This is a genomic window from Actinoplanes sp. NPDC051346, assembly GCF_040682215.1.
Lineage (GTDB): Bacteria > Actinomycetota > Actinomycetes > Mycobacteriales > Micromonosporaceae > Actinoplanes.
Window position 1 is genome coordinate 636,119 of record NZ_JBFBAJ010000003.1, and the last position, 20,862, is coordinate 656,980.

Sequence of the window (20,862 nt, forward strand, 5' to 3'; positions counted from 1 at the left end):
GGCGGTGCTCCTTAGTGTTCTTCGGTACTGGTCCAGGCGACGACGTAGCGGCGCGGTGGAAGCTCCGGCGGGTTCTCGATCTCCTGCCAGGCGACCCGCAGGACCCGGTCGCCGACGGTCACGGTGCCGTCGGTGAGGGACACCACGAACCGGCGAGGCGCGCCGTCGAGCCCCGTGCCGAGCGCCTTGCCGGCGGCCTCCTTCGCCGCCCACAGCCGGGCGAAGCTGCGGTCGTCCGTGAGCTGAGCACGCTCGGTGTCGGTGAGCGCGTAGCGGTAGGTGGTCTCGTCCCGCGGCACGATCTCGACCACGTCGATGCCGACCGCGGCGCCCGCCGGACCGGCGATGGCTACCCCCGCCTCGCCGGTGTGCGCGATCGACACGGCGCAGTCCAGCAGGCCCCGGCCCGGCCGCAGCTCGACGTACGGCTTCCCGCTCGGCTCGTTGCGCACGGTCAGCTCGATCGGGTACACGTCCGTGTGCCCGGCGTCCCACTGCCGGAACCGCACCGCGTCCTTCGCCGCTATCCGGCCCAGCATCCACTGGTTGCGCTTGGCGCCGGGCATGCGCTCGTACTCGACGGCCGCCTCACCGCCGAGGATGCCGCGCGCGGCCATGCCGCGCGTGACCAGGTCCGTCCAGGCGTCGAACACCACGGTCCACCCGCCGGGCTGGCGCTGCGACATCGGGTACTTCTCCGGGAACCGCTCGCAGGCCCGCGCGGTCGGATGACTGTCGAAGCGCCGATCGGTCGCCCCGTCGATCTGCGCCCACACCCGGCCGTTCACCGACAGTTGCGTGTCGGCGATCAGCTCACCGTCGGTGATGGACCGGACCCGGGCCGCGCAGTCGAACGCGGTCCCGGGCGCCGGCTGCGGGCCATAGAACCTGACGTGACGCAGCCCCACCGGCAGGGCCACCGTGCGGAACGGCTGGGTCGTGATGAGCCAGTTGCCGATCAACTGCAACGCGTTGTCCAGCAGGGCGCCGGGCGGCGTCGGCGCGGTGACGATGCCACGCACGTGCATGTCACCCAGCGCGTGCACCGCGGTGACGCCCTGGAAGAGCGGACCGTGGAACATGAGGCGCTCGGCGTACATCTGCTCGGCGCTGGTCGTGGGCGGAAACTCCGTCGCCGGATCCTGGTCCCATGGCCGCTCCGCCGGCTCCGGATAGGCCGCCGCCACCTCGACCGTCGAGCGCGCGTAACCGCCGAAGATCACGGTGAACACACCCGGACCGGCCCGCTTGACCGTGATCTCGACCTGCTGCGGGGGCGCCGCGATCAGCCACCGGTTGAACTTCGCGTCGCGCACCGCGACGGCCTTCAGGCCCGGCGCGGCCTGCTCGGCAGCGTCCATCATGTGCTGCACCACGGTCGTCGCGGGCACCACGGGCCACCGATCCTCGACCCGCGGCCAGTCGTCCGGCTGCACAAAGAAGCAATGGTCACGCAGGTAGGGCATCGTTTCCACAGAGACATCGAGGGTCTTTCTGAAGACGACCTCTTCCGCTTCTGCTTTGCCGGCTGTCTTTTTATGTACGGCTACCGACTCCCGTGACACCGTCGATCCGTGCCCAGCGTTTACCGGCGGTGGTGTCGCTACCGGGCGCGCCGCCGGCTCCGTCGCCGGTCGCTGCTGCGGAATCACTGGCCGCTGCGGTGCCTGCGGCGGTGTCTGGCGCGGGATGACCGGGCGGCGGGCCGGTGAGGCCGCCGCGGCGTTCATCACCGTGACCGCGTCGCTCGCGGTCTCCTGGAGCAGGGCGGCGAGCTCGGCGGCAGCCTTCGACGTGCCGGCCATCTTGCTCAACGCTGACAACGCCGCGCTGTGCGCCTCGGCTTGCTCGGCTTGTGAGTGAACCTGCGGCTGGGGCTGGTTCTGCGTCTGGGGCTGACTTTGCGCCTGCGCCTGCGGCTGTGGTGCTTGTGCCGCCGGCGTCGTTTGCCGACTGTTTCCCGCGTTCAGGCCGAGGATTTGGTCGGCGCCGTCTCCCAGCTTGACCAGGGGGCCGCCGAGGTCGAGGCGGATCGCCGGGCCCTTGCGGGCCGACGGCTCCGCGACGGTGTTGACCTTGGGCGCGGCCCGCAGGATCGGGGCCGAATCGAGCACCGCCAGGTCCGGGTCGCCGCCGTCGACCCACAGTGCCGTCGCGACCCGGCGGAGCTGGGCCAGGCCGTCGCGGCGCGAGACGTTGACCGGCATCGCCAGGTGTTCACGGTCGCGCAGGTTGTCGTCGATGAGCGAGGCGAGCTGGCCCGCACCCATCTGCAGGAAGACGCGGATGCCGTCGGCGTACATGGCGTCGACGGTCCGACGGAACCAGACCGGCTCGATCATGTGCCGGATGAACAGCTGGTTGACCTCGTCCGGGTCGGACGGGAACGGCGCCGAGATCGTGCCGGACCAGACCGGCACCTCCGTCGGGTGCACCTCCCAGCGACCCAGGGCCGCCCCGATGGCCTGCAACCCCTCGGCGAAGACGGGGGTGTGGAACGCTGACCGGAACGGCAGCAGCTGGCACAGGATGGTGCGGGCGCGCAGGTCGTCCACCAGTCGCTGCACCTGCTCGCGCGGGCCGTTGACGACGCACTGGTTGGGCGCGTTGTCGTGCGACAGCACCACGCCGGGATAGCCGTCCAGCAGCGGGGTCACGGTCTCCATGGGCGCGCTGACCGCCGCGAACGCATACCCGGAGACCTCGACGCTGTCGGCGTCGAAGAGGCCGAGGAACGCGTCGACGCCCTGGGTGCTCATCTGTCCGGTGACGGCGGCGGCCGTCCATTCGCCGATGCTGTGCCCGGCGACCGCGTCCGGCGCTACGTTCATCCGGCGCAGGGCCGCGTCCAGAAGCTTGCCGACCTCGACCAGGCCGGTGCCGTGGTGGCCCAGGTCCTCGGCCGTCCACTCGCGGTGCGGCAGCCCGAAGTGCGCGGCGATGTCCGCCGTACGCGGCGCGAACTCCGCCTCCACGCCCGGGAAGACGAAGGCGAGCTTGCCGCCGCCGGGGCCGAGCAGCGGCCGGGGCGTGAACCAGATGTCACGGCCGCCCCGCCACGGCTCGCCCCGGGCGACCATCTTGCGGGCGATGCCGAGACGCTGGTCCGTGGGGTCGACGATGCCCAGGCGCACCGGTCCGCCGGTGAGCGAGCGCGGCAGCTCCCGGACGTCGTCGCGCTCCAGCAGCGCGGCCAGCTCGTCGGTCGTGGCGGCGGACAGCCACACGACGCGCTCCGGCTCGGCGATGACCGCCGGTGTGGCCGAGGCGTACTGCTCGACGATGACGTGCGCGTTGATGCCACCGAAGCCGAACGCGTTGACGCCGGCCCGCCGGGGCGCGGTGCCCTGCCAGGGCTGCGCCGACGAGATGGGCCGGAAGCGGGTCTTCGCCATCTCGGCGCGGGGCTTCACCACGTTCAGGGTGGGCGGCAGCACGCCGTGGTAGACGGCGAGTGTGGCCTTGATCAGGCCGGCGACCCCGGCGGCGGGCATCGCGTGTCCGATCATCGACTTCACCGAGCCGATCACCGGCCGATCGCCGCCACCGGTGTGCGGCCCGAACACCTCGGCGACCGTGGTGAGCTCGGCGGCGTCTCCGGTCGGCGTCGCCGTGCCGTGCGCCTCGAGCAGGCCGAGCGCGTCCGGAGCCGTCGGGTCGAGCCCGGCCATCTCCCAGGCGCGCCGGATCGCCAGCGACTGACCGGAGCTCGCCGGGTTGAACATGCTCGCCGAGCGGCCGTCGCTGGAGGTGCCGCTGCCGCGGATGACCGCGTACACGCGGTCGCCGTCGCGTTCGGCGTCGGCCAGCCGTTTGAGCACCACCATGCCGGTGCCCTCGCCGATCAGCACGCCGTCGGCGTCGGCGTCGAAGGGCCGGATCTCGCCCTTGCGGCTCAACGCCTGCAGCTGGCTGAACACCGACCAGAAGCTGATGTCGTGCACGTGGTGCACGCCGCCGGCCAGCACGGCGTCGAGCCGGCCGTTCAGCAGTTCGGTCATGCCCTGGTCGACCGCGAGCAGCGAGGACGCACACGCCGCGTCGATCGTGTACGCCGGGCCGCGCAGGTTGAGCCGGTTCGCCACGCGGGACGCGGCGAGGTTGGGCACCAGCCCGATCGTGCCCTCCGGCTGGTGCTTGCCGAGCCGCTCGTCGATGCGGTCCCGCAGCATGCCGAGGCGATCCTCGTCGAGGTCCGGCATGAGCTCCCGCAGCAGGCTGATGACCTGGCTGGCCATGCGCACCCGGTTGGCGTAACGGGACGCGGCCGGGTTGAGCAGGCCGCCGCGGCCCAGGATCACGCCGATCCGGTCCGCGTCGGGCATCCGCGCCGCCCCGCCCGCGTCGGCGATCGCGGCGGTGGCGACCTCCAGCGCGATGAGCTGGTCCGGCTCGATGTCGCCGACCGAGTTCGGCATGATGCCGAACTTCAGCGGCTCGAACACCGCCTGGTCGTCGAGGAAGCCCCCGCGCCGGGTGTAGAGCCGGTCCGGCCGGTGCGCGTTCTCCGGGTCGTAGAAGATCGCGTCGAAGCGGTCCTCCGGGACGTCGGAGATCATGTCCTTGCCGTTGACCAGGTTCTGCCAGTACTGCTCGATGGTGGCGGCGCCGGGAAAGATCGCCGCCATCCCCACGATGGCGATCTGCTCCATCGCCGGCCCTACCAGCCCGACGCGGTGAGCACGACCGAGGTCTGCGCCGGATCGCCGAAGGCGAGTTCCCGCAGCAGGCTCAGCGCGCCCTCCTCCGGATCGATCAGGCCGATGCCGCGGCGGGCGTACTCGGCGGTCAGCTCGGGGGTGACCATGCCTCCGTGCGCGCCGACCGGGGCCCACGGTCCCCAGTGCACCGTCAGCGCGCGATGACCGGTGACCTGCGACCAGCGGGTGCCCATGGCGTCGAGCGCGTCGTTGGCGGCCGCGTAATCGCTCTGGCCGCGGTTGCCGTATGCGGCCGCGATGCTGCCGAACATGACCACGAACCGGGGCGCGGCGCCGCAGCCGTCCAGGGCGTCGAGCACCGACCGGGCGCCGTCGACCTTGGTGCGGAACACCCGCTCGAAGGAGGCGGGGTCCTTGTCGCCGATGAGCTTGTCCTCGATGATCCCGGCGGCGTAGACCAGGCCGTCGATGCGCCCGTACTCGTCGTGGATCCGCTTGACCAGCCGGCGGGTCGCCTCGTCGTCCCGGACGTCCAGCGAGTGGTAGCGCACGTGGGCGCCGAGCTCGGTCAGCTCCGCGACCGTCGCGTTGACCTCGCGGGCGGCGAGGATGGCGGAAGCGGTGCGGTCGATGTCCGAGGGCGAGCGCATGCCTCGCCGTGCCAGTGCCGACCGCAGCGCCGCCTTGTCACCGGCGGCCGCCAGCTCCGGGTCCTCGTCGGTCTGCGGCAGCGGGGTACGACCCACCAGCTCGATCCGGCACCGCGAGGCGGCGGCCACCGTCCGCGCGAACCACGGGGTGATCCCCCGCGCCCCGCCGATGAGCACGACGACCGAGTCGGGGTCGAGCCCGATCGCCCGCGCCTCGGCCGCGCCGTCGCCGGCCGGCCCCGCTCCCCCGTCGGCCAACATGCCCAGTCCGGCCTCGGTGAGCTGCCCGACGTGCCGCCCGTCCGCCCGTCGGTAGACGACCGGGGCCGGGGCGGGGTCGTGCAGTTCCTCGACGAGCCCCTGGGCGATGTCGTCGGCGGACGCCGTGGCGTCCACCTCGACAAAGCGGACGACCGTCTCCGGATACTCCCGGGCGATCGTGCGGAACAGGCCGGTCATCCCGTCCGTACGCGCGCTGCCCGCCTGCGGTCCGGCGGCGATCAGCCAGCGCGGCCCGGCCGACAGCGCCCGCTTGAGGAAGCCGAACGTATCCGGCAGCAGCGAGCCACCGTCTGCGCCCAGGCCATCGAGCAGCATGATCCCGTCCAGGCCTGCGGGGTCGTCGGCGGTCGAGCCGCTCACCCCGCTCGCTCCGGCGTTGGCGAGCAGTTCGGCGAGCCGGACGCCGGTCGCGCCGCCGCCGGTGATCAGGAAGCGGGTATCCGCGAGCCCGGTGCCGTCCGCCTCGGCCGGCGGCGCGGGCTGAAGGCGGGAGACCAGCCGCTGCGGCGCGATGCCTGCCCGCGGGGGCGCCTCGAGCGCTCGAACCTCGGGTGCTCCGACGGCCACCGCCGGGGCGGGTGCGGCCGAGGCGGGCGCTGCCGGTGCGTTGATCTTCGTGTCGAGCCAGGTCACCATCGCCCGTACGGTGCGGGCCTTGACCAGATCCTCCAGCTCGGACTCGTCACCCTCGACGGTCAACCCCAGCTTGTTGGCGACCTCGCCGGCCACCTCGGCCCGCTTGATCGAGTCGACGCTCAGATCCGCCTCGAGATCCAGGTCGAGCTCGATCAACTCCTCCGGATAACCCGTCCGCTCACTGATCACCGCCAGCACGGCACCCTGCACATCCATGGCCGGTGCGGCGGGCGCGACAGCCACCGCGACCGTGACGGGAGTGGGGTTCGCGTTGATCTTCGTGTCGAGCCAGGTCACCATCGCCCGTACGGTGCGGGCCTTGACCAGATCCTCCAGCTCGGACTCGTCACCCTCGACGGTCAACCCCAGCTTGTTGGCGACCTCGCCGGCCACCTCGGCCCGCTTGATCGAGTCGACGCTCAGATCCGCCTCGAGATCCAGGTCGAGCTCGATCAATTCCTCCGGATAACCCGTCCGCTCACTGATCACCGCCAGCACGGCACCCTGCACGTCCAGGTCGGGACGCGCGGGCTGCGGTGCGAGCAGCGCTTCCGTCTCGGCGATCGTCGGATAGTGCACCGCGGTCATCGACGTGGGCGCGGGACTGACGGGAGCGGCCAGCGCCGCAGCCTGCATCGAGGGCGCCGCCGCCACGGGTGCCGATGCCGGCGCCGCTGCCAGGGCCTGGGTCGGCGCGGCCTCGGTGGGCTGCCACACCAGGCGGCCGCCGGAGCCCTCGCCGAGGAACGCCAGCAGCACGTCGCGCTGGGTCGCGATCAGGTCCCGGCTCGTCCGCAGGAACTCGCTGACCAGTTCGCTACGGCTGTCGCGGGCGCCGTCGGTGCCCTGCACTGCGGTCATCGTGAACTCCTCGATCTCGATGCGCCGGGCGGGGGTCATCCCGCCGGGCAGGCACTGTCCGGTGCGGTCCCGCACGGCCTGGCCGTCGACGGTCCAGGTGGGACGGTTGGCCGCCGGGGCCGTGGGGCCGGAGGTGTCCCGGCCGGCGAAGAGCCAGCCGGTCTGCACTCCCACCCCCGCACAGGCCAGCTCGGCGGCGGCGGTGAGCAGGGCGCGCAGCCCCTGGCCCGGACGGCCGTCGACGGTGACGACCAGGTGCGGGCGGTCGCCGAGCACGGCGGCGACCAGTTTGCCGAGGACCTGGCCGGGGCCGGCCTCGACGAAGACGCGGGCGCCGGCGGCGTACATCGCCTCGATCTGCTCGACGAATCGGACCGGCGAGCCGATCTGCGCGGTGAGCCCGGCGCGGACCCCGCCCGCGTCCAGCGGGTACGGCTCGGCGCTGTGGTTCGACCAGACCGGCACGGTCGGCGCGGTGATCTCGCGAGCGGCGAGCACCTCGGCGAAGGCCACCGCTCCCTGGGCGACGACCGGGCTGTGGAAGGCGGCGGCAACCGGGATGGCTCTGGCCCGCAGGCCGGCCTCCTTCAGCGCGGCAGTCGCGCGACCGACCGCCTCGGTGGGGCCGGAGACGACGACCTGGGTCGGCGCGTTGTGGTTGGCAACCACGACCTCGCCGTCGAGCCCTGCGGCGGCCAGCGCGGCCCCGACCTGCTCGGCGGTGCCGCTGACAGCGGCCATCGTCCCCGGGTCGTCTCCGGCGGCCGCGAGAATGGCCGCGGCCCGCTCCCGGCTCAGGTCGAGCAGCGTGGCCGGGTCGAAGGCGCCGGCGGTGCAGAGCGCGACCAGCTCGCCATAGCTGTGCCCGCCGGCCATGTCCGGGCGCACGCCGAGGCGGCGCAGGACGTGGTCGACGGCGAGGCCGCCGATGCCGAGGACCGGCTGGGCGACGCGGGTGTCGCGGACCCGGTCGGCCTGGGCCTTCTCGGCTTCCTCGCCGAACGCGGTCGGGGGGAAGAGCAGATCCGCCCACTCCCGGCCGAGCTCGAGATATTCGCGCAGCTCCGGGAAGGCCACAAACAGGTCGGACAGAGCCCCGGGCCGCTGGCTGCCCTGGCCCGGGAAGAGGAACGCGACCTTGCCCGGCTCGGTGCTCGCCGCCGGCTGGATCAGGCCCTTACGCGGATCGTGCTCGCCGTCGAGAGCGCGGCGCAGCAGACCGGCCAGGTCGTCGACGTGGGACGCGACGACCGCGATACGCACCGGGCCGGTTCGCGCGTCGGACTCCCGCGCGGCCGTGGCGGCCAGCTCCCGCAGCAGGCCGTTGCCGGGCAGTTTGTCCAGCAGCTTGGCCACGCCGCGGCGGGCCGCCTCCACCGTGGCGCCCCGGAACATGAACAGCTCGGCTGGCCACTCCTGGCGAGTGTGCCGCGGGTCCGCGGTGGCGGGGTGGGCGCTGAGGACCACGTGGAAGTTGGTGCCGCCGAAGCCGAACGCGCTGACCCCCGCGATCCGCTCGGCGGCGGGCGCCGCCCAGGGCCGGGTCTCGGTGTGGAAGGCGAACGGGCTGGTCTGCGGGTTCCACGCCGGGTTGGGCCGGCTGAGGCCGATCGTCGGCGGCTTCACGCCGGTGTGCAGGGCGAGCGCGGCCTTGATGACCCCGGCCATGCCCGCCGCGCACTTGGTGTGGCCGATCTGCGACTTGACCGAGCCCAGCACGGCGGTGCCGGGCCGCGCGCCCGACTCGGTGAAGAGCCGGGTCAGCGTCTCCAGCTCGGTGCGGTCACCGACGACCGTGCCGGTGCCATGCGCCTCGACCAGCCCCACCTCGCTCGGGGAGATGCCCGCGCCGCCGTACGCCCGGTCGAGCGCCCGACGCTGGCCCTCGGCGCGCGGCGCGGTCAGGCCCAGCGCCCGACCGTCGCTGGCGCCGCCGAGGCCCTTGATCACGGCGTACACCCGGTCGCCGTCGCGCTCGGCGTCGGCGAGCCGCTTGAGCACCACGGCGGCGACACCCTCGCCCAGCGCGATGCCGTCGCCGGTGCTGTCGAAGGTGCGGCAGCGGCCGGTCGGCGAGAGCGCGTGCGCCGAGGTGAACATCAGGTAGTCGTTGATGCCGTTGTGCAGGTCGGCGCCGCCGCAGATCATCAGGTCGCTGTCGCCGGCGATCAGTTCCTTGCAGGCGGAGTCCATCGCGGCCAGCGACGAGGCGCAGGCGGCGTCCACGGTGTAGTTGGGCCCGCCGAGGTCGAGGCGGTTGGCGACCCGGCCGGCGATGACGTTGGCGAGCACGCCGGGGAAGGTGTCCTCGGTGACCGTCGGGAGCAGGCCCTCGAGCTGCTCGGGGAGGTCGCCGAGGTAGCCGGGCAGCAGGGTGCGCAGCGTCTGCGTCTGGCTCATGTCGCTGCCGGCCTCGGCGCCGAACACCACCCCGGTGCGCCCGTGGTCGTGGCCGGAGTCGTACGCGTACCCGGCGTCGACGAGCGCCCGGTGGGAGATCTCCAGGGCGAGAAGCTGGGTGGGGTCGATGCTGGCCAGCGCCGCCGGCGGGATGCCGTACTTGATCGCGTCGAACGGCACCGGGTCGATGAACCCGCCCCACTTGGAGACGGTGATCCGGCCGGTCTGCCCGGGCCCGACCTCGGGCGCGTAGTAGGTGTCGACGTCCCAGCGGTCCGCCGGCACCTCGCCGACCTTGTCGGCGCCGCTGACCACGGTCTCCCAGAAGGCGGCCAGGTCCGGCGAGCCGGGGAAGACGCACGCCATGCCGACGATCGCGATGTCCAGCGGGTCGACGACCTCCGGCTCTCCGACCGGGTCCAGCCCGAGGTCGACGCGAAGGTCCGCGACCCGATCGGCGTGTGCGGCCGCGGCCGCGGTGCTCACCTGGGCGTGCAGGCCGGCGATCGTGGTCGTGGCGTCGCGCAGGACCGCGACCTGCCCGGCCATGAACAGGCCCTCGGCCGCCTGGGTCGCCTCGTCGACGGTCACCAGCTGATCGCCGTCGCGGGTGATGCCCTTGCTGGCGATGCGCAGCCGGCCCACGTTGAGCATCTCGAGCTGTTCCCAGACGACGCGGTTCTCCACGCCGGCGCCCTCGAGCTGCTCGCGCAGGCTGTGGAAGTCGTCCACGAAGCCCGACTGCAGGCACCGGGTCGCATGGCCGGGTGCGGTCTCCAGCAGCGCCGTCCGCGTCGCCTCGATCGCCTGCTGCTGGAACAGCGGCTGGATCGCGCCGTGGGTGACGGCTTCGGCGGTGAACAGGTACGCCGTGCCCATCAGCACGCCGGTCTGCGCGCCGCGCCGGGTGAGCGGGCCCGTCATCGCGGCCACCATCGCCGCCGACCGCTCGTCGTGGATGCCGCCGGCGAAGAAGATCTGCAGCTCCGCGGCCGTGCCCTCGGGACGTCCGGCGAGGAACTCCTCGATGACCCCGAGCTGCGCCTCCCACAGCGGGAAGCTGGCGCGCGGGCCGACGTGCCCGCCGCATTCGGCGCCCTCGAAGATGAACTTGCGGGAGCCCGCTTGCAGGAATTGCCGCAGCAAGCCTGGCGACGGCACGTGCAGGAAGGAGCTGATGCCGTCGGCCTCGAGGCCCTTGGCCTGGGCGGGACGGCCACCCGCGATGATCGCGACCGCGGGGCGGACCTCGCGGACGACCTCGATCTGCGCGGCCCGCAGGTGCTCGGGCGCGAAGCCCAGCACGCCGACGCCCCAGGGGCGGTCGCCGAGCGCCGCGGCGGTCTCGGTCAGCATCCGCCGGGTCTGCTCGGCGTTGGCCAGGGCCAGGGCGATGAAGGGCAGGGCTCCGCCGTCGGCGACGGAGCGGGCGAAACCGGCCACGTCGCTCACCCGGGTCATCGGGCCCTGGGCGACGGGAAGGTCGACGCCGAGCGTGCGGGCCAGGGGCGCGCCGGGGCTCAGCGCCTCGCCGGCTTCGGCGTGGTCCAGGGCCTCGAGGATCGAGTCGCGGATGCCGCGTACGGCCGCGGCGGTGTCCGCGTAGCGCTTGGCGAAGTCACCGGCGAGCCAGCCGTCCTGGCCGATGGGCACCAGCGTGCCACCGCTCTCGACGCCTCGCACGCCGTCGCGCAGCACCGTCTCGGTGCCATCCATCCGGCGAAGCAACGAAAGGTGTTGATCGGACAATGTGGACTCGGGGAGCAGGCCCAGCTGGGTGTCCAGCAGGATGCCCGCCGCGCCGCCCACGACGCAGGCCGCCGCGGTGTGCGGACCGATGCCGCCGGCCACCCAGATCGGCAACCCGACGCCGACGAGCTGCTGGAGGAGCACGAACGAGCTGAGGTCGCCCACCCGACCCCCCGACTCCATACCGCGGGCAACCAGGCCGTGAGCACCCAGAGTGACGGCGGCCTGAGCCTCGGCGAGATCGGTGACCTCGACAAAGACGCGGTAGCGGTCGGCCAGGGCGGCGACATCCCAGCCCGCGTCCGCCGTGACGACCACCAGTTCGACGGCCGCGCCGGCGACGCGCTCCAGATCGGCCACGGTCGCGGCGCAAGCCGCGGTGACGCGCACCCCGAGCCCTTCGCCCGCGCGGCGGGCGGTCTGCGCCAGCACCCGCAGGCTCCAGGCGTCGCCGTGCCCCAGGTCCACGATGCCGACGCCCCCGGCCCGCATCGCGGCGGTGACCTGGTGCGGACTCGCTTCCAGACCGGCGCCACCGCTGACGGCCAGCACCAGTGACCTCGTCTGTCGCACTGTCTTCATCGGACTCCCGCCAAATGGTTCGGACACCGTCGCACAGGCACGCAAGGGCAGAGGAGAAAAGAGAGATGTCGATACATGAATGTTGCTCGGAGCGCACGTTATCGACTTGGAGTTACAGCGGCGTTACACCTTCTCGATGGACAAGGTGCAGATTTTGTCTTCCACCGGGCGTCATTCCGTCGTCACTGCGGGTTCCACAAGGGCCACCAGCAGGATCTTCACTCCGTTGCTTATGATCCACATCTCACTTCGGAGGGTGATCATGGCAAGCGTGGTCCAAGGTCCGACAGAGCTTGCCCCGCCGGTCCGGAGCGGCCGTAAGTTACGGTGACGTAAGCGTAAGTTGTTAACATTTGGCGCCCGCTCACCAGCGGCGCGCAGGTCGGTGGGAACCGTCCGGTACTGGCAGGATGGCCGGGTGACCGACCACAGCGAGACCAGCAACCACCCCCGCGGTCGCCGCGTGCGCCCGGCCACGGGGGCGAGCCGGGGCGCGGGCACACCTTCCTCCCGCGTACGCATGTCGGCGGCGCAGCGACGCGAACAGCTCATCGCCATCGGCCGCCAGCTCTTCGCCGAGCGCGGCTTCGAGGGGACCGCGGTGGAGGAGGTCGCCTCGCGCGCCAAGGTCTCCAAGCCGGTCGTGTACGAGCACTTCGGCGGCAAGGAGGGCCTCTACGCGGTCGTCGTGGACCGGGAGGTGCGCGCCCTGCTCGACCGGGTCACCACCGCCCTGACCGCCGGACACCCCCGCGAGCTGCTCGAACAGGCCGCACTCGCCCTGCTGGACTACATCGAGGAGGAGCCGCACGGCTTCCGGGTGCTGGTCCGCGAGTCACCGGTGCTGCAGCCGGCGGGCAACTTCTCCAGCGTGATGAACGACGTGGCACACCAGGTCGAGCACATCCTCGGCGGCGAGTTCACCGCCCGCGGGCTGGAACCCAGGTTCGCCGAGCTCTACTCGCAGGCGCTGGTGGGCATGGTGGCCCTGGTCGGCCAGTGGTGGCCCGACGCCCGCAAGCCGAAGAAGGAGATGGTGGCCGCGCACCTGGTCAACCTGGCCTGGAACGGCCTGTCGAACCTGGAGGCGAAGCCGACCCTGCTGACCCGCAAGGCCCGCTGACCCGCGGCCCGCTGCCCACTGACCCGCGGCCCGCAATGCCCGGGGCCCGCAGCCCGCAGCCCGCAATACCCGGGGCCCGCAGCCCGGGGCCCGCAATGCCCGGGGCCCGCAATCCCCGGGGCCCGCAATCCCCGGGGCCCGCTGACCCGCAAGGCCCGCTGACGCCCGGCTCAGCCGCGTCGGTGCGCCAGCTCGTTCTCGGCGCGTTCGGCCTCGGGATCGCCCACTTTTCCGTACAGTCCGGCGGTCAGGACCACCAGGCCCAGCAGCGTGAGCACGATGATGTTGACCATCGAGACGTTCAGGACGTTCGCGTCGGTCTGGATGAGCGCCAGCAGCACCATGGACACGCTCAGCACGCCCCAGCCCATCAGCAGGCTGCCGTGATGGTGCACGTTGCCGCCGAGCAGCACGGCGCCCAGCACCGCCAGACCGAGCACGACGGCCAGCCACGCCCCGGCGGGATTCATGCGCAGCCCCAGCGCCCAGTCGTGGCCGCGGTGGAAGAACGGTTCGCCCCAGGTGGCGGCGACGCCGACGGCTCCGGCCAGGATCAGGTACGCCCCGGCGGCGCCGGCGAGCAGGCGATAGGTCTGGCGGAGGCTGTGGTTGACGGGGTAGTGGGCCATCAGACGTTCTGGGTCGCCCGCGCCTGCCGCACCTGGCGCGGCTCGCCGGTCTGCGCGGCCGGAGCGACCTTGCTGTAGAGGCTGGCCATGATCAGCATGAGGCCGGCAAGGTAGGTGACCACGACCGTCGAGACGGTGAAGTCGAGGAAGTTGGCGTCGGTGCGGATCACCGCGAGCTCGTAGCTGCCGACGACCAGCAGGCCCCAGCCGAAGTACTTGTCGACCTCGACATCGGAGTTGCGCCCGATGACGGAGGCGAGCACCACGATGGCCCCGACCAGCAGGGACACGATCGACCAGAACAGGTTGGCCCCCTGCCCGAGGACCCGGTCGCCGCCGTTGGCGAACAGGCCGTCGCTGGCGGTGACGATGATGCCCACGATCCCGAAGAGGATGAGGTAGACCCCGGTCAGCGCGCCCAGGGCGCGGTAGATCGGCCGCAGCGGGTGATTGACCGGAATGTGCGCCATGGTGTCCGTCTCCAACGTCGGTATGGGTCTGGAGAGATTCTCGCGCATCCCTCCGGCGGCTGCAGGAGCACCCCCGGATCAGGCGTCGGGCACCTGCTCGGCCAGCTCCAGCCAGGCCTGTTCGACCTGCGCCTGCTCCGCCTGCACCGCCTTGAGCTGCGCGTCCAACTCCATGATCTTGTCGTAGTCGCTGCCGTGCTCGGCAAGGCCCTCGTTGATCTTCGCGATGCGCTCGGCGAACTTGGCGAGCTGCCGCTCGAGCCGGGCCAGATCCTTGCGGGCCGTCCGCAGCTCGCTCGCCGACATCCCCGCGCCCGCCGCGCCCGCGACACTCTCGGCACTCGCGGCCGAATTCTGCCCCGCCGCCGTCGCCGAGGTCGACACCACGGGCGCCCCGGACGTCCGCGCGAGGTATTCGTCGACACCGCCGGGCAGGTGCACCAGCCGGCCGTCGCCGAACATTCCGTACGCGGTGTCGGTCACCCGTTCGACCAGGTAGCGGTCGTGGCTGGCCACCACCATCGTGCCCGGCCACGAGTCGAGCAGGTCCTCCAGCGAGGCCAGCGTGTCGGTGTCGAGGTCGTTGGTGGGCTCGTCGAGGAGCAGCACGTTCGGCTCCGCGGCAAGCAGGCGCAGCAACTGGAGCCGGCGCCGCTCGCCGCCGGAGAGGTCGCTCACCGGGGTCCAGATGCGCTTGTCGGTGAAGCCGAACACCTCGGCGAGCTGCCCCGCCGACAACTCCCGGTCGCCGAGCTTGACGCGCTTGGCCACCTCCTCGACGGCCTCGAGCAGGCGCAGGTGCCCCGGCAGCTCCTTGAGCTCCTGCGACAGAAACGCGGGGCGCACGGTCGAGCCCCGCACCAGGCGCCCGCCGTCCGGCTCGGTGACGCCGGCGAGCATGCGCAGCAGCGTGGTCTTACCCGCGCCGTTGGCGCCCAGGATCGCGATCCGGTCGCCGGGGCCGACATGCCAGGTGAGATCCGAGAAGATGCTCTTGGGACCGGCGTCGAGGCGAACGTTCTCGAGGTCGTACACCTGCTTGCCCAGCCGGGTGGTCGCCAGCCGCTGGAGGCTGACCGTGTCGCGCACCGGCGGGACGTCGGCGATCAGCGCGTTCGCCGCGTCGATGCGGAACTGCGGCTTCGAGGTTCGGGCCGGCGGACCGCGACGCAGCCAGGCGATCTCCTTGCGGAGCAGGTTCTGCCGCCGCGCCTCGACGGCCGCGGCGACCCGCTGCCGCTCGGCCCGGGCCAGGGTCCAGGCCGCGTAGCCGCCCTCGTAGGTGTGGACCTGCTCGTCGACGACCTCCCAGGTCGCGGTGCAGACGGCGTCGAGGAACCAGCGGTCGTGCGTGACGACGACCAGCGCGCCCCGACGGCCGAGCAGGTAACGGGCGAGCCAGTCGACGCCGGCCACGTCGAGGTGGTTGGTGGGCTCGTCGAGGATCAGCAGGTCGGACTCGCGCACGAGCAGGGCGGCGAGGGCCACCCGGCGCCGCTCACCGCCGGACATGGGTCCGACCGGCGTCTCCAGGCCCAGATAACCCATGCCGAGCCCGTCGAGGATCTCGCGAACGCCGGAGTCGCCGGCCCACTCATGATCGGCGCCCATGCCCTCGGCGAGCCAGGCGGTGCCCAGCACGACGTCGCGCACGGTCGCCTCGCCGGCGAGGACGAGGCTCTGCGGAAGGGCGGCGACCCGCAGGTCGCGGCGGTGGGTGACCCGGCCGGAATCCGGCTCCTCGAGCTTGGCGAGCAGCCGCAGCAGGGTCGATTTCCCGGCGCCGTTGAGACCGACGATGCCGACCCGGGCGTCGTCGTCCAGCCCGAGAGAGACGTCGGTGAGCAGTTGACCGGCGGCGCCGTAGCCCTTGTTGACCCGGTCCAGATTGACAATGTTGGCCACGATGCCGTCCAGCCTACCTTGACGAGCGACAAGTCCCCGCGCCGAGGTCCGCCGGTGTGGCCGACCCGCTGGTCGCTGAGGTCTTCGGGGCAGACATCGCCGCCCGGTCCGCCGCGGCGCGTCAGACGGCTCGGGCGCCCGGCATCGGTCCGCGGGCGGTCACCGCCGTGCGGCAGACCCCGCTGTCCGCCAGGAGTCCCGCCACCTGCTCCGCGTGCCTGCCGTCCGTGGCGAGGAAGACGCACGTCGGCCCGGAGCCGGACACGATGCCCGCCAGCGCGCCCGCGTCGTAACCGGCCTTGAGCACGTCGGACAGGGCCGGACGCAGCGACAGCGCCGCCGGTTGCAGGTCGTTGGCGAGGGCCGCGCCCAGGACCTCCGGCTTGCGCTGGCGCAGGGCGGCCATCAGCTCGTCGGGGCTCTCCAGCGGGGTCGGGGGCCACGGGCTGTCGCGGAGGCGGTCCAGCTCGCGGTAGACCGCCGGCGTGGACAGCCCGCCGTCGGCGATCGCCACCACCCAGTGCCAGGTGGTCGGGCGGGCCAGGATCGGACTGATCGCCTCGCCGTGCCCCGTGCCCAGCGCGGTGCCGCCGTGCAGCAGGAACGGCACGTCCGAGCCGAGCTCGGCGCCGATCTCCGCCAGCTCTTCCTTGCTGTAGCCGGTGCCCCAGAGCAGGTCGCAGGCGAGCAGGGTCGCGGCGGCGTCGGCGCTGCCGCCGGCGAGGCCGCCCGCCAGCGGGATGGTCTTGCGCAGGTGCAACCGGGCATGGGCCGGCACCCGCGCCTTGTGGGCCAGCGCCCGGGCCGCCCGGATGATCAGATTGCTCTCGTCCAGCTCCAGCTCGCCGGCGCCCTCGCCCTCCATGGTCAGCGCGAGGGTGTCGCCGCGGCGCGCGGTCAGCTCATCGAACAGGCTGATCGCGTGGTAGACGGTACTCAGCTCGTGGAAGCCGTCGGCGCGCAACGGGCCGACCCCGAGATGCAGATTGATCTTGGCGGGCACGCGGACCCGCACCGGACCGGGAAACCGGCGCGGTTTGTCGTCGTCCGGCCCCCAAGCCTCCGTCACGGAGCGGGATCCTGGATCACCGGTGCGCAACTCGGCGACGAGCACACGACGGGCCCCTGCGGTCCTGCCGTCATGAGTCCACCTCCTCGTGCCGCCTTCCGGTAGCGCTGAGCTTACCGCCGTGCCCCAGAGAGATCGCCGCCGCCGCGAGCGCGGCGAACTCCCGTACGGTCAACGACTCGCCCCGGGCCTGGGGATCGACCCCCGCCGCCACGAGGATCTCCTCGGCCGCGCCGGCGCCACCGGCCCATCCGGCGAGTGCGGCCCGCAACGTCTTGCGCCGCTGCGCGAAGGCGGCGTCGATGACCTGGAACACGACCCCGCGCGGCACGTCGAACGCCTGCTCGCGGCGGGTGAAAGCGACCAGGCCGGAATCGACGTTGGGCACCGGCCAGAAGACCGCCGGGGGTACGCGACCCGCGGCGCGCGACTCCCCGTACCAGGCGAGCTTGACCGAGGGCACGCCGTAGATCTTCGACCCGGGACCGGCGACGAGCCGGTCGGCGACCTCCTTCTGCACCATCACCAGCCCGCCCCGCAGGGTCGGCAGGGCGGCCAACAGGTGCAGCACGACCGGAACCGCCACGTTGTAGGGCAGGTTCGCCACGAGCATGGTCGGCGCCGGGTGGAACAGGTCCGCGGTGACCTTGAGCGCGTCGGCGGGGTGCACGGACAGCTTCTGAGCATCCGCCCGCTCTTGCACCGTCGCCGTCAGCGCCGCCGCCAGCACCGGATCGATCTCCACGGCGTGCACGTGTGCGGCGGCACCGAGCAGCCCCAGGGTCAGCGAACCCAGCCCCGGACCGACCTCCAGCACGACGTCAGCGTCGGTGAGGCCGGCCGCGGCGACGATGCGCCGAACCGTGTTGGGATCGTGCACGAAGTTCTGGCCGAGCTTCTTCGTCGGCGCGACACCGAGCCGCGCGGCGAGCTCCCGGATCTCCGCCGGGCCGAGCAGTGCGTCAGCCATGACGTCACAGCCTACGGCGCCGCCGGCAACGCCATTGGCCGGGCCGGACGCCGTTTCACGTGAAGCCATCGTCCGGTCCGGCAACAGGCGGGCACCCGTGTCACGGGACGTCGTCCCGAGTCCGGCGGCCGACCGGGGCATCGCGTCACGGGACGCGTTCCCGGGGCTGGCGGCGGTCGGGGCGCCGTTCGCGTGACGCTGAGTCACGAGGCAGCGGCGAGATGCGCGAAGGGAGTACAACGAGGGCATGACGGAGCTGCTCGAACTGCGAGGCGTAGTCGAGGCGACACCGGACGAGGTCGCCGCCGTGTTGCTCGACGCGCGACCGGGCGGGCGGTCGCCGATCGCGGCCACCGGCTCGGCCAAGCCCTCGAAGGGCGACGAGTTCACCGTCACCAGGGACGGCAGCACCATGACGGTGACCATCGACCGGGCCGCGCGCTCGGTCGCCCAGCAGGGCGAATGGTGGTATCGCGGGGTCACCAGCGTCGAACCGGACGACCGCGGCTCCCTGGTGGTCTATCGCATCTTCAACGTCGCCCCGGGGCACCGCTGGGCGGTGCGCTTCGTCTCCCGCGGTCCGCTGCACGCCGCCCCGACCGCGTTCGCCAAGCTCCTCGGCGGACTCGGCGAGCGCCTCGACTGCGCCGCCTATCCCCTTCCGGCTTAGCGACCGGCCTGGGACAGGCCCTGGCGCCGCCGTCCGGCCGCCACCACGGCCAGGGCCGATTCGCGAGCGCGACCACCACGGCTTTCGGGGGGAGGGATGGCCCACGCAGGGATCAAGCCTGACAGCCCGGAGTGGGTCATCCCTCCCCCCGAAAGCCCCCACAGTGACCACAACCAACCCCGAGGATCAGCGCCAAGGCCCGAAGACCCGCTCACCGTTCGCGGAGATCGCCGCGCACAGGGTGTCGAGATCCCGGCCGGTCACCTCCGCCAGCGCCCGCACCGTCACCGGGATCAGATACGACGCGTTGGGACGCCCCCGGTGCGGCACCGGCGTCAGGTACGGCGCATCCGTCTCGACCAGCAACTGCTCCGGCGGCGTCAGTGCCGCTGCCGCCCGCAGCTCGCCCGCGCTGGCGAACGTCACCGTGCCCGCGAAGCTCAGCAGATAGCCCCGGCGCACGCACTCGGCCGCGAACTCCGCGTCGCCGGAGAAGCAGTGCAGCACCACGGACTCCGGTGCGCCTTCGGAGTCCAGGACCCTCAGCACGTCCTCGTGCGCGTCCCGATCGTGGATGATCAGCGGTTTGCCGTAGCGCTTGGCGATGGCGATGTGGGCGCGGAAGCTGTGTTCCTGGGCGGGACGGCCGGCTTCGCCCGTACGGAAAGTGTCCAGGCCCGTTTCTCCCAGGCCGCGCACGCGCGGTTCGGCCGCCAGGGTCTCGATCTCCCGCAGCGCCTCGTCGAGGTCGGCCAGGGTCGGCGCCTCGTTGGGATGCAGCGCGACCGTCGCGAGAACCGAGGGATGACGGGCGGCCAGTTCGGCTCCCCAGCGCGACGACGCCACGTCGACGCCCACCTGCACCAGCCGGTCCACACCGGACTTCGCGGCGGCGGTGATCAGCGCCTCGACCGGGTCGTCGCCACCACCGGGCACGCCCGCCTCGTGCACCGTGATGTCCAGGTGGGTGTGGCTGTCAAAGACCGGCACGGCCAACGGCTCGGGCGGGGGCGGAAACTCGCCGGCTCGGCGGGCGGAACGTTGCTTGCGAGATTCGGACGGTTGCGTGTTCATCGCCGTCCAGCATCACACACGACATAACCTCGCGTTCACCCGAAATCAACCCCGTCCCCCTAGGTTGTGCGGAGTGACCCTGACCGGTGAGGACGCCGCCGTGGGCAGCGATCCGCTCGAGCCGCCCCTGATGGCGCCGCTACGCCGCGAACTCTCCTGGGAGCGGGTCCAGTCGATGACCCAGTCCCTCGGGCACCAGGACGATCCCGTGCTGCAAGGGATCCGGGCCACCGCCGCCGTGTGCCGCGGCACGCGTATGACCAAAGTGCTCTCCGCCGTTCAGCTCGCCGGGCACCTGGCCGGTTGGCTGCCGTACGGGTTCTGTTACCGCGCCTGCGACATCGCCCATCTGCGTACGCCGGGCGAGCTGTCCCTGCTGCGCACCGACGGCGCCGACACCCAGCCGGTCGTGTACGCGTTGCGCTGGCGCGCCACCGACCCGATCGACTTCGAGGTGCCGATGGGCGATGTGCAGCCCGGGCTGCCCGCCCTGCCCGCCCACTCCCGGATCGGTCCGATGGTGCTCGGCACCGGCTTCACCCCCAGCACCGGCGACCTGATCCCGGAGTTCGTCACCGCGGGATTCGCCGACCTGCCGATGCCGGCGAACGCGCAGCTGCTGGCCTATCCCGGCACCGGCGACGAGGTCGTGCTCTACACCTACCAGCCCGAGCAGCACGGCTGGCTGCGGCTGGCCGGTCCCCGCTGGCGGCACCTGCTCGAGGGGGTGCCCGGGGTCAGTCCGGACCGCGAATACCTCCCGTGCACCGACGCCGGCTCGGCACGCTTCATCGGCCGGGTCGGCGACCACGAATATCAGGCGGTCGCCGACCCGCCGGAGGACTTCCGGGTCCGGGCGCTGACCCGCGCCGCCCGCTACCCCGTGCATTCTCTGGTCCGCCGCGCCGAGCGGGCCCTGTGGCGCACCGTGCCGATGTGGGTGCTGCAACGCGACGAAAACTGGGCGCGGCTCAGACTGGTCCGCCCCGACGCCGACTCGGTCTCGGCGGTGGGGGCGCGCTGTTACGAGCGCGGCGTGTACGAGGTGTGGGCGCCGTTGCGGGAGCTCACCGACCACGGCATCGCGGAGATTCCGTACCAGCTCTGACCGCACACGAACGCGGGGCCCGG

The 20,862-nt window shown here is 72.5% G+C and carries 11 protein-coding genes; 3 read left to right on the forward strand and 8 right to left on the reverse strand.

Annotated features, from left to right (window positions below; genetic code table 11):
• Positions 1-11 precede the first annotated feature (11 nt).
• Together AB0M36_RS11200 and AB0M36_RS11205 are read right to left on the reverse strand one after the other, a co-directional pair.
• On the reverse strand, positions 12-4,652 hold the full coding sequence (locus AB0M36_RS11200; RefSeq protein ID WP_364155347.1) for a beta-ketoacyl synthase N-terminal-like domain-containing protein: 4,641 nt from the start codon (positions 4,650-4,652) through the stop codon (positions 12-14).
• A gap of 8 nt (positions 4,653-4,660) precedes the next feature.
• Entirely contained in the window at positions 4,661-11,821 is a 7,161-nt protein-coding gene (locus tag AB0M36_RS11205; protein WP_364155348.1) for an SDR family NAD(P)-dependent oxidoreductase, read from the reverse strand.
• A 520-nt stretch (positions 11,822-12,341) separates the two neighbouring features.
• Here AB0M36_RS11205 and AB0M36_RS11210 point away from each other — a divergent pair.
• Entirely contained in the window at positions 12,342-12,944 is a 603-nt protein-coding gene (locus AB0M36_RS11210) for a TetR/AcrR family transcriptional regulator (protein WP_364155434.1), read from the forward strand.
• Between the two features lie 170 nt (positions 12,945-13,114).
• Here the strand turns inward: AB0M36_RS11210 and AB0M36_RS11215 are convergent, their stop codons facing one another.
• From AB0M36_RS11215 to rsmA, 5 genes are all read right to left on the reverse strand, one after another.
• Positions 13,115-13,573: a DUF4383 domain-containing protein gene (locus tag AB0M36_RS11215; RefSeq protein ID WP_364155350.1), complete on the reverse strand. Its 459-nt coding sequence runs from the start codon at positions 13,571-13,573 to the stop codon at positions 13,115-13,117.
• Positions 13,573-14,043 (reverse strand): DUF4383 domain-containing protein, encoded by a 471-nt coding sequence (locus tag AB0M36_RS11220; RefSeq protein WP_364155352.1) that lies wholly within the window; start codon positions 14,041-14,043, stop codon positions 13,573-13,575. The genes AB0M36_RS11215 and AB0M36_RS11220 overlap by 1 nt, the downstream gene beginning before the upstream one ends.
• A 78-nt stretch (positions 14,044-14,121) precedes the next feature.
• Positions 14,122-15,948, reverse strand: coding sequence for an ABC-F family ATP-binding cassette domain-containing protein (locus AB0M36_RS11225; RefSeq protein ID WP_364155354.1), 1,827 nt, complete (start codon positions 15,946-15,948; stop codon positions 14,122-14,124).
• A 121-nt stretch (positions 15,949-16,069) separates the two neighbouring features.
• On the reverse strand, positions 16,070-17,017 hold the full coding sequence (locus AB0M36_RS11230; RefSeq protein ID WP_364155355.1) for a 4-(cytidine 5'-diphospho)-2-C-methyl-D-erythritol kinase: 948 nt from the start codon (positions 17,015-17,017) through the stop codon (positions 16,070-16,072).
• Positions 17,018-17,087: 70 nt separating this feature from the next.
• The gene (gene rsmA, locus AB0M36_RS11235) at positions 17,088-17,987 is read right to left on the reverse strand and encodes a 16S rRNA (adenine(1518)-N(6)/adenine(1519)-N(6))-dimethyltransferase RsmA (protein ID WP_364155357.1); all 900 of its coding nucleotides are present in this window, start codon (positions 17,985-17,987) and stop codon (positions 17,088-17,090) included.
• 247 nt (positions 17,988-18,234) lie between these two features.
• On the opposite strand from rsmA, the gene AB0M36_RS11240 reads away from it, so the two are divergent.
• Positions 18,235-18,657 (forward strand): hypothetical protein, encoded by a 423-nt coding sequence (locus tag AB0M36_RS11240; RefSeq protein WP_364155359.1) that lies wholly within the window; start codon positions 18,235-18,237, stop codon positions 18,655-18,657.
• 186 nt (positions 18,658-18,843) lie between these two features.
• On the opposite strand, the gene AB0M36_RS11245 is transcribed toward AB0M36_RS11240, so the two are convergent.
• Positions 18,844-19,731, reverse strand: a complete 888-nt coding sequence (locus tag AB0M36_RS11245) for a TatD family hydrolase (RefSeq protein WP_364155360.1) — start codon at positions 19,729-19,731, stop codon at positions 18,844-18,846.
• 73 nt (positions 19,732-19,804) lie between these two features.
• Here AB0M36_RS11245 and AB0M36_RS11250 point away from each other — a divergent pair, with 73 nt between their 5' ends.
• Positions 19,805-20,839: a hypothetical protein gene (locus AB0M36_RS11250; RefSeq protein ID WP_364155361.1), complete on the forward strand. Its 1,035-nt coding sequence runs from the start codon at positions 19,805-19,807 to the stop codon at positions 20,837-20,839.
• Positions 20,840-20,862 lie beyond the last annotated feature (23 nt).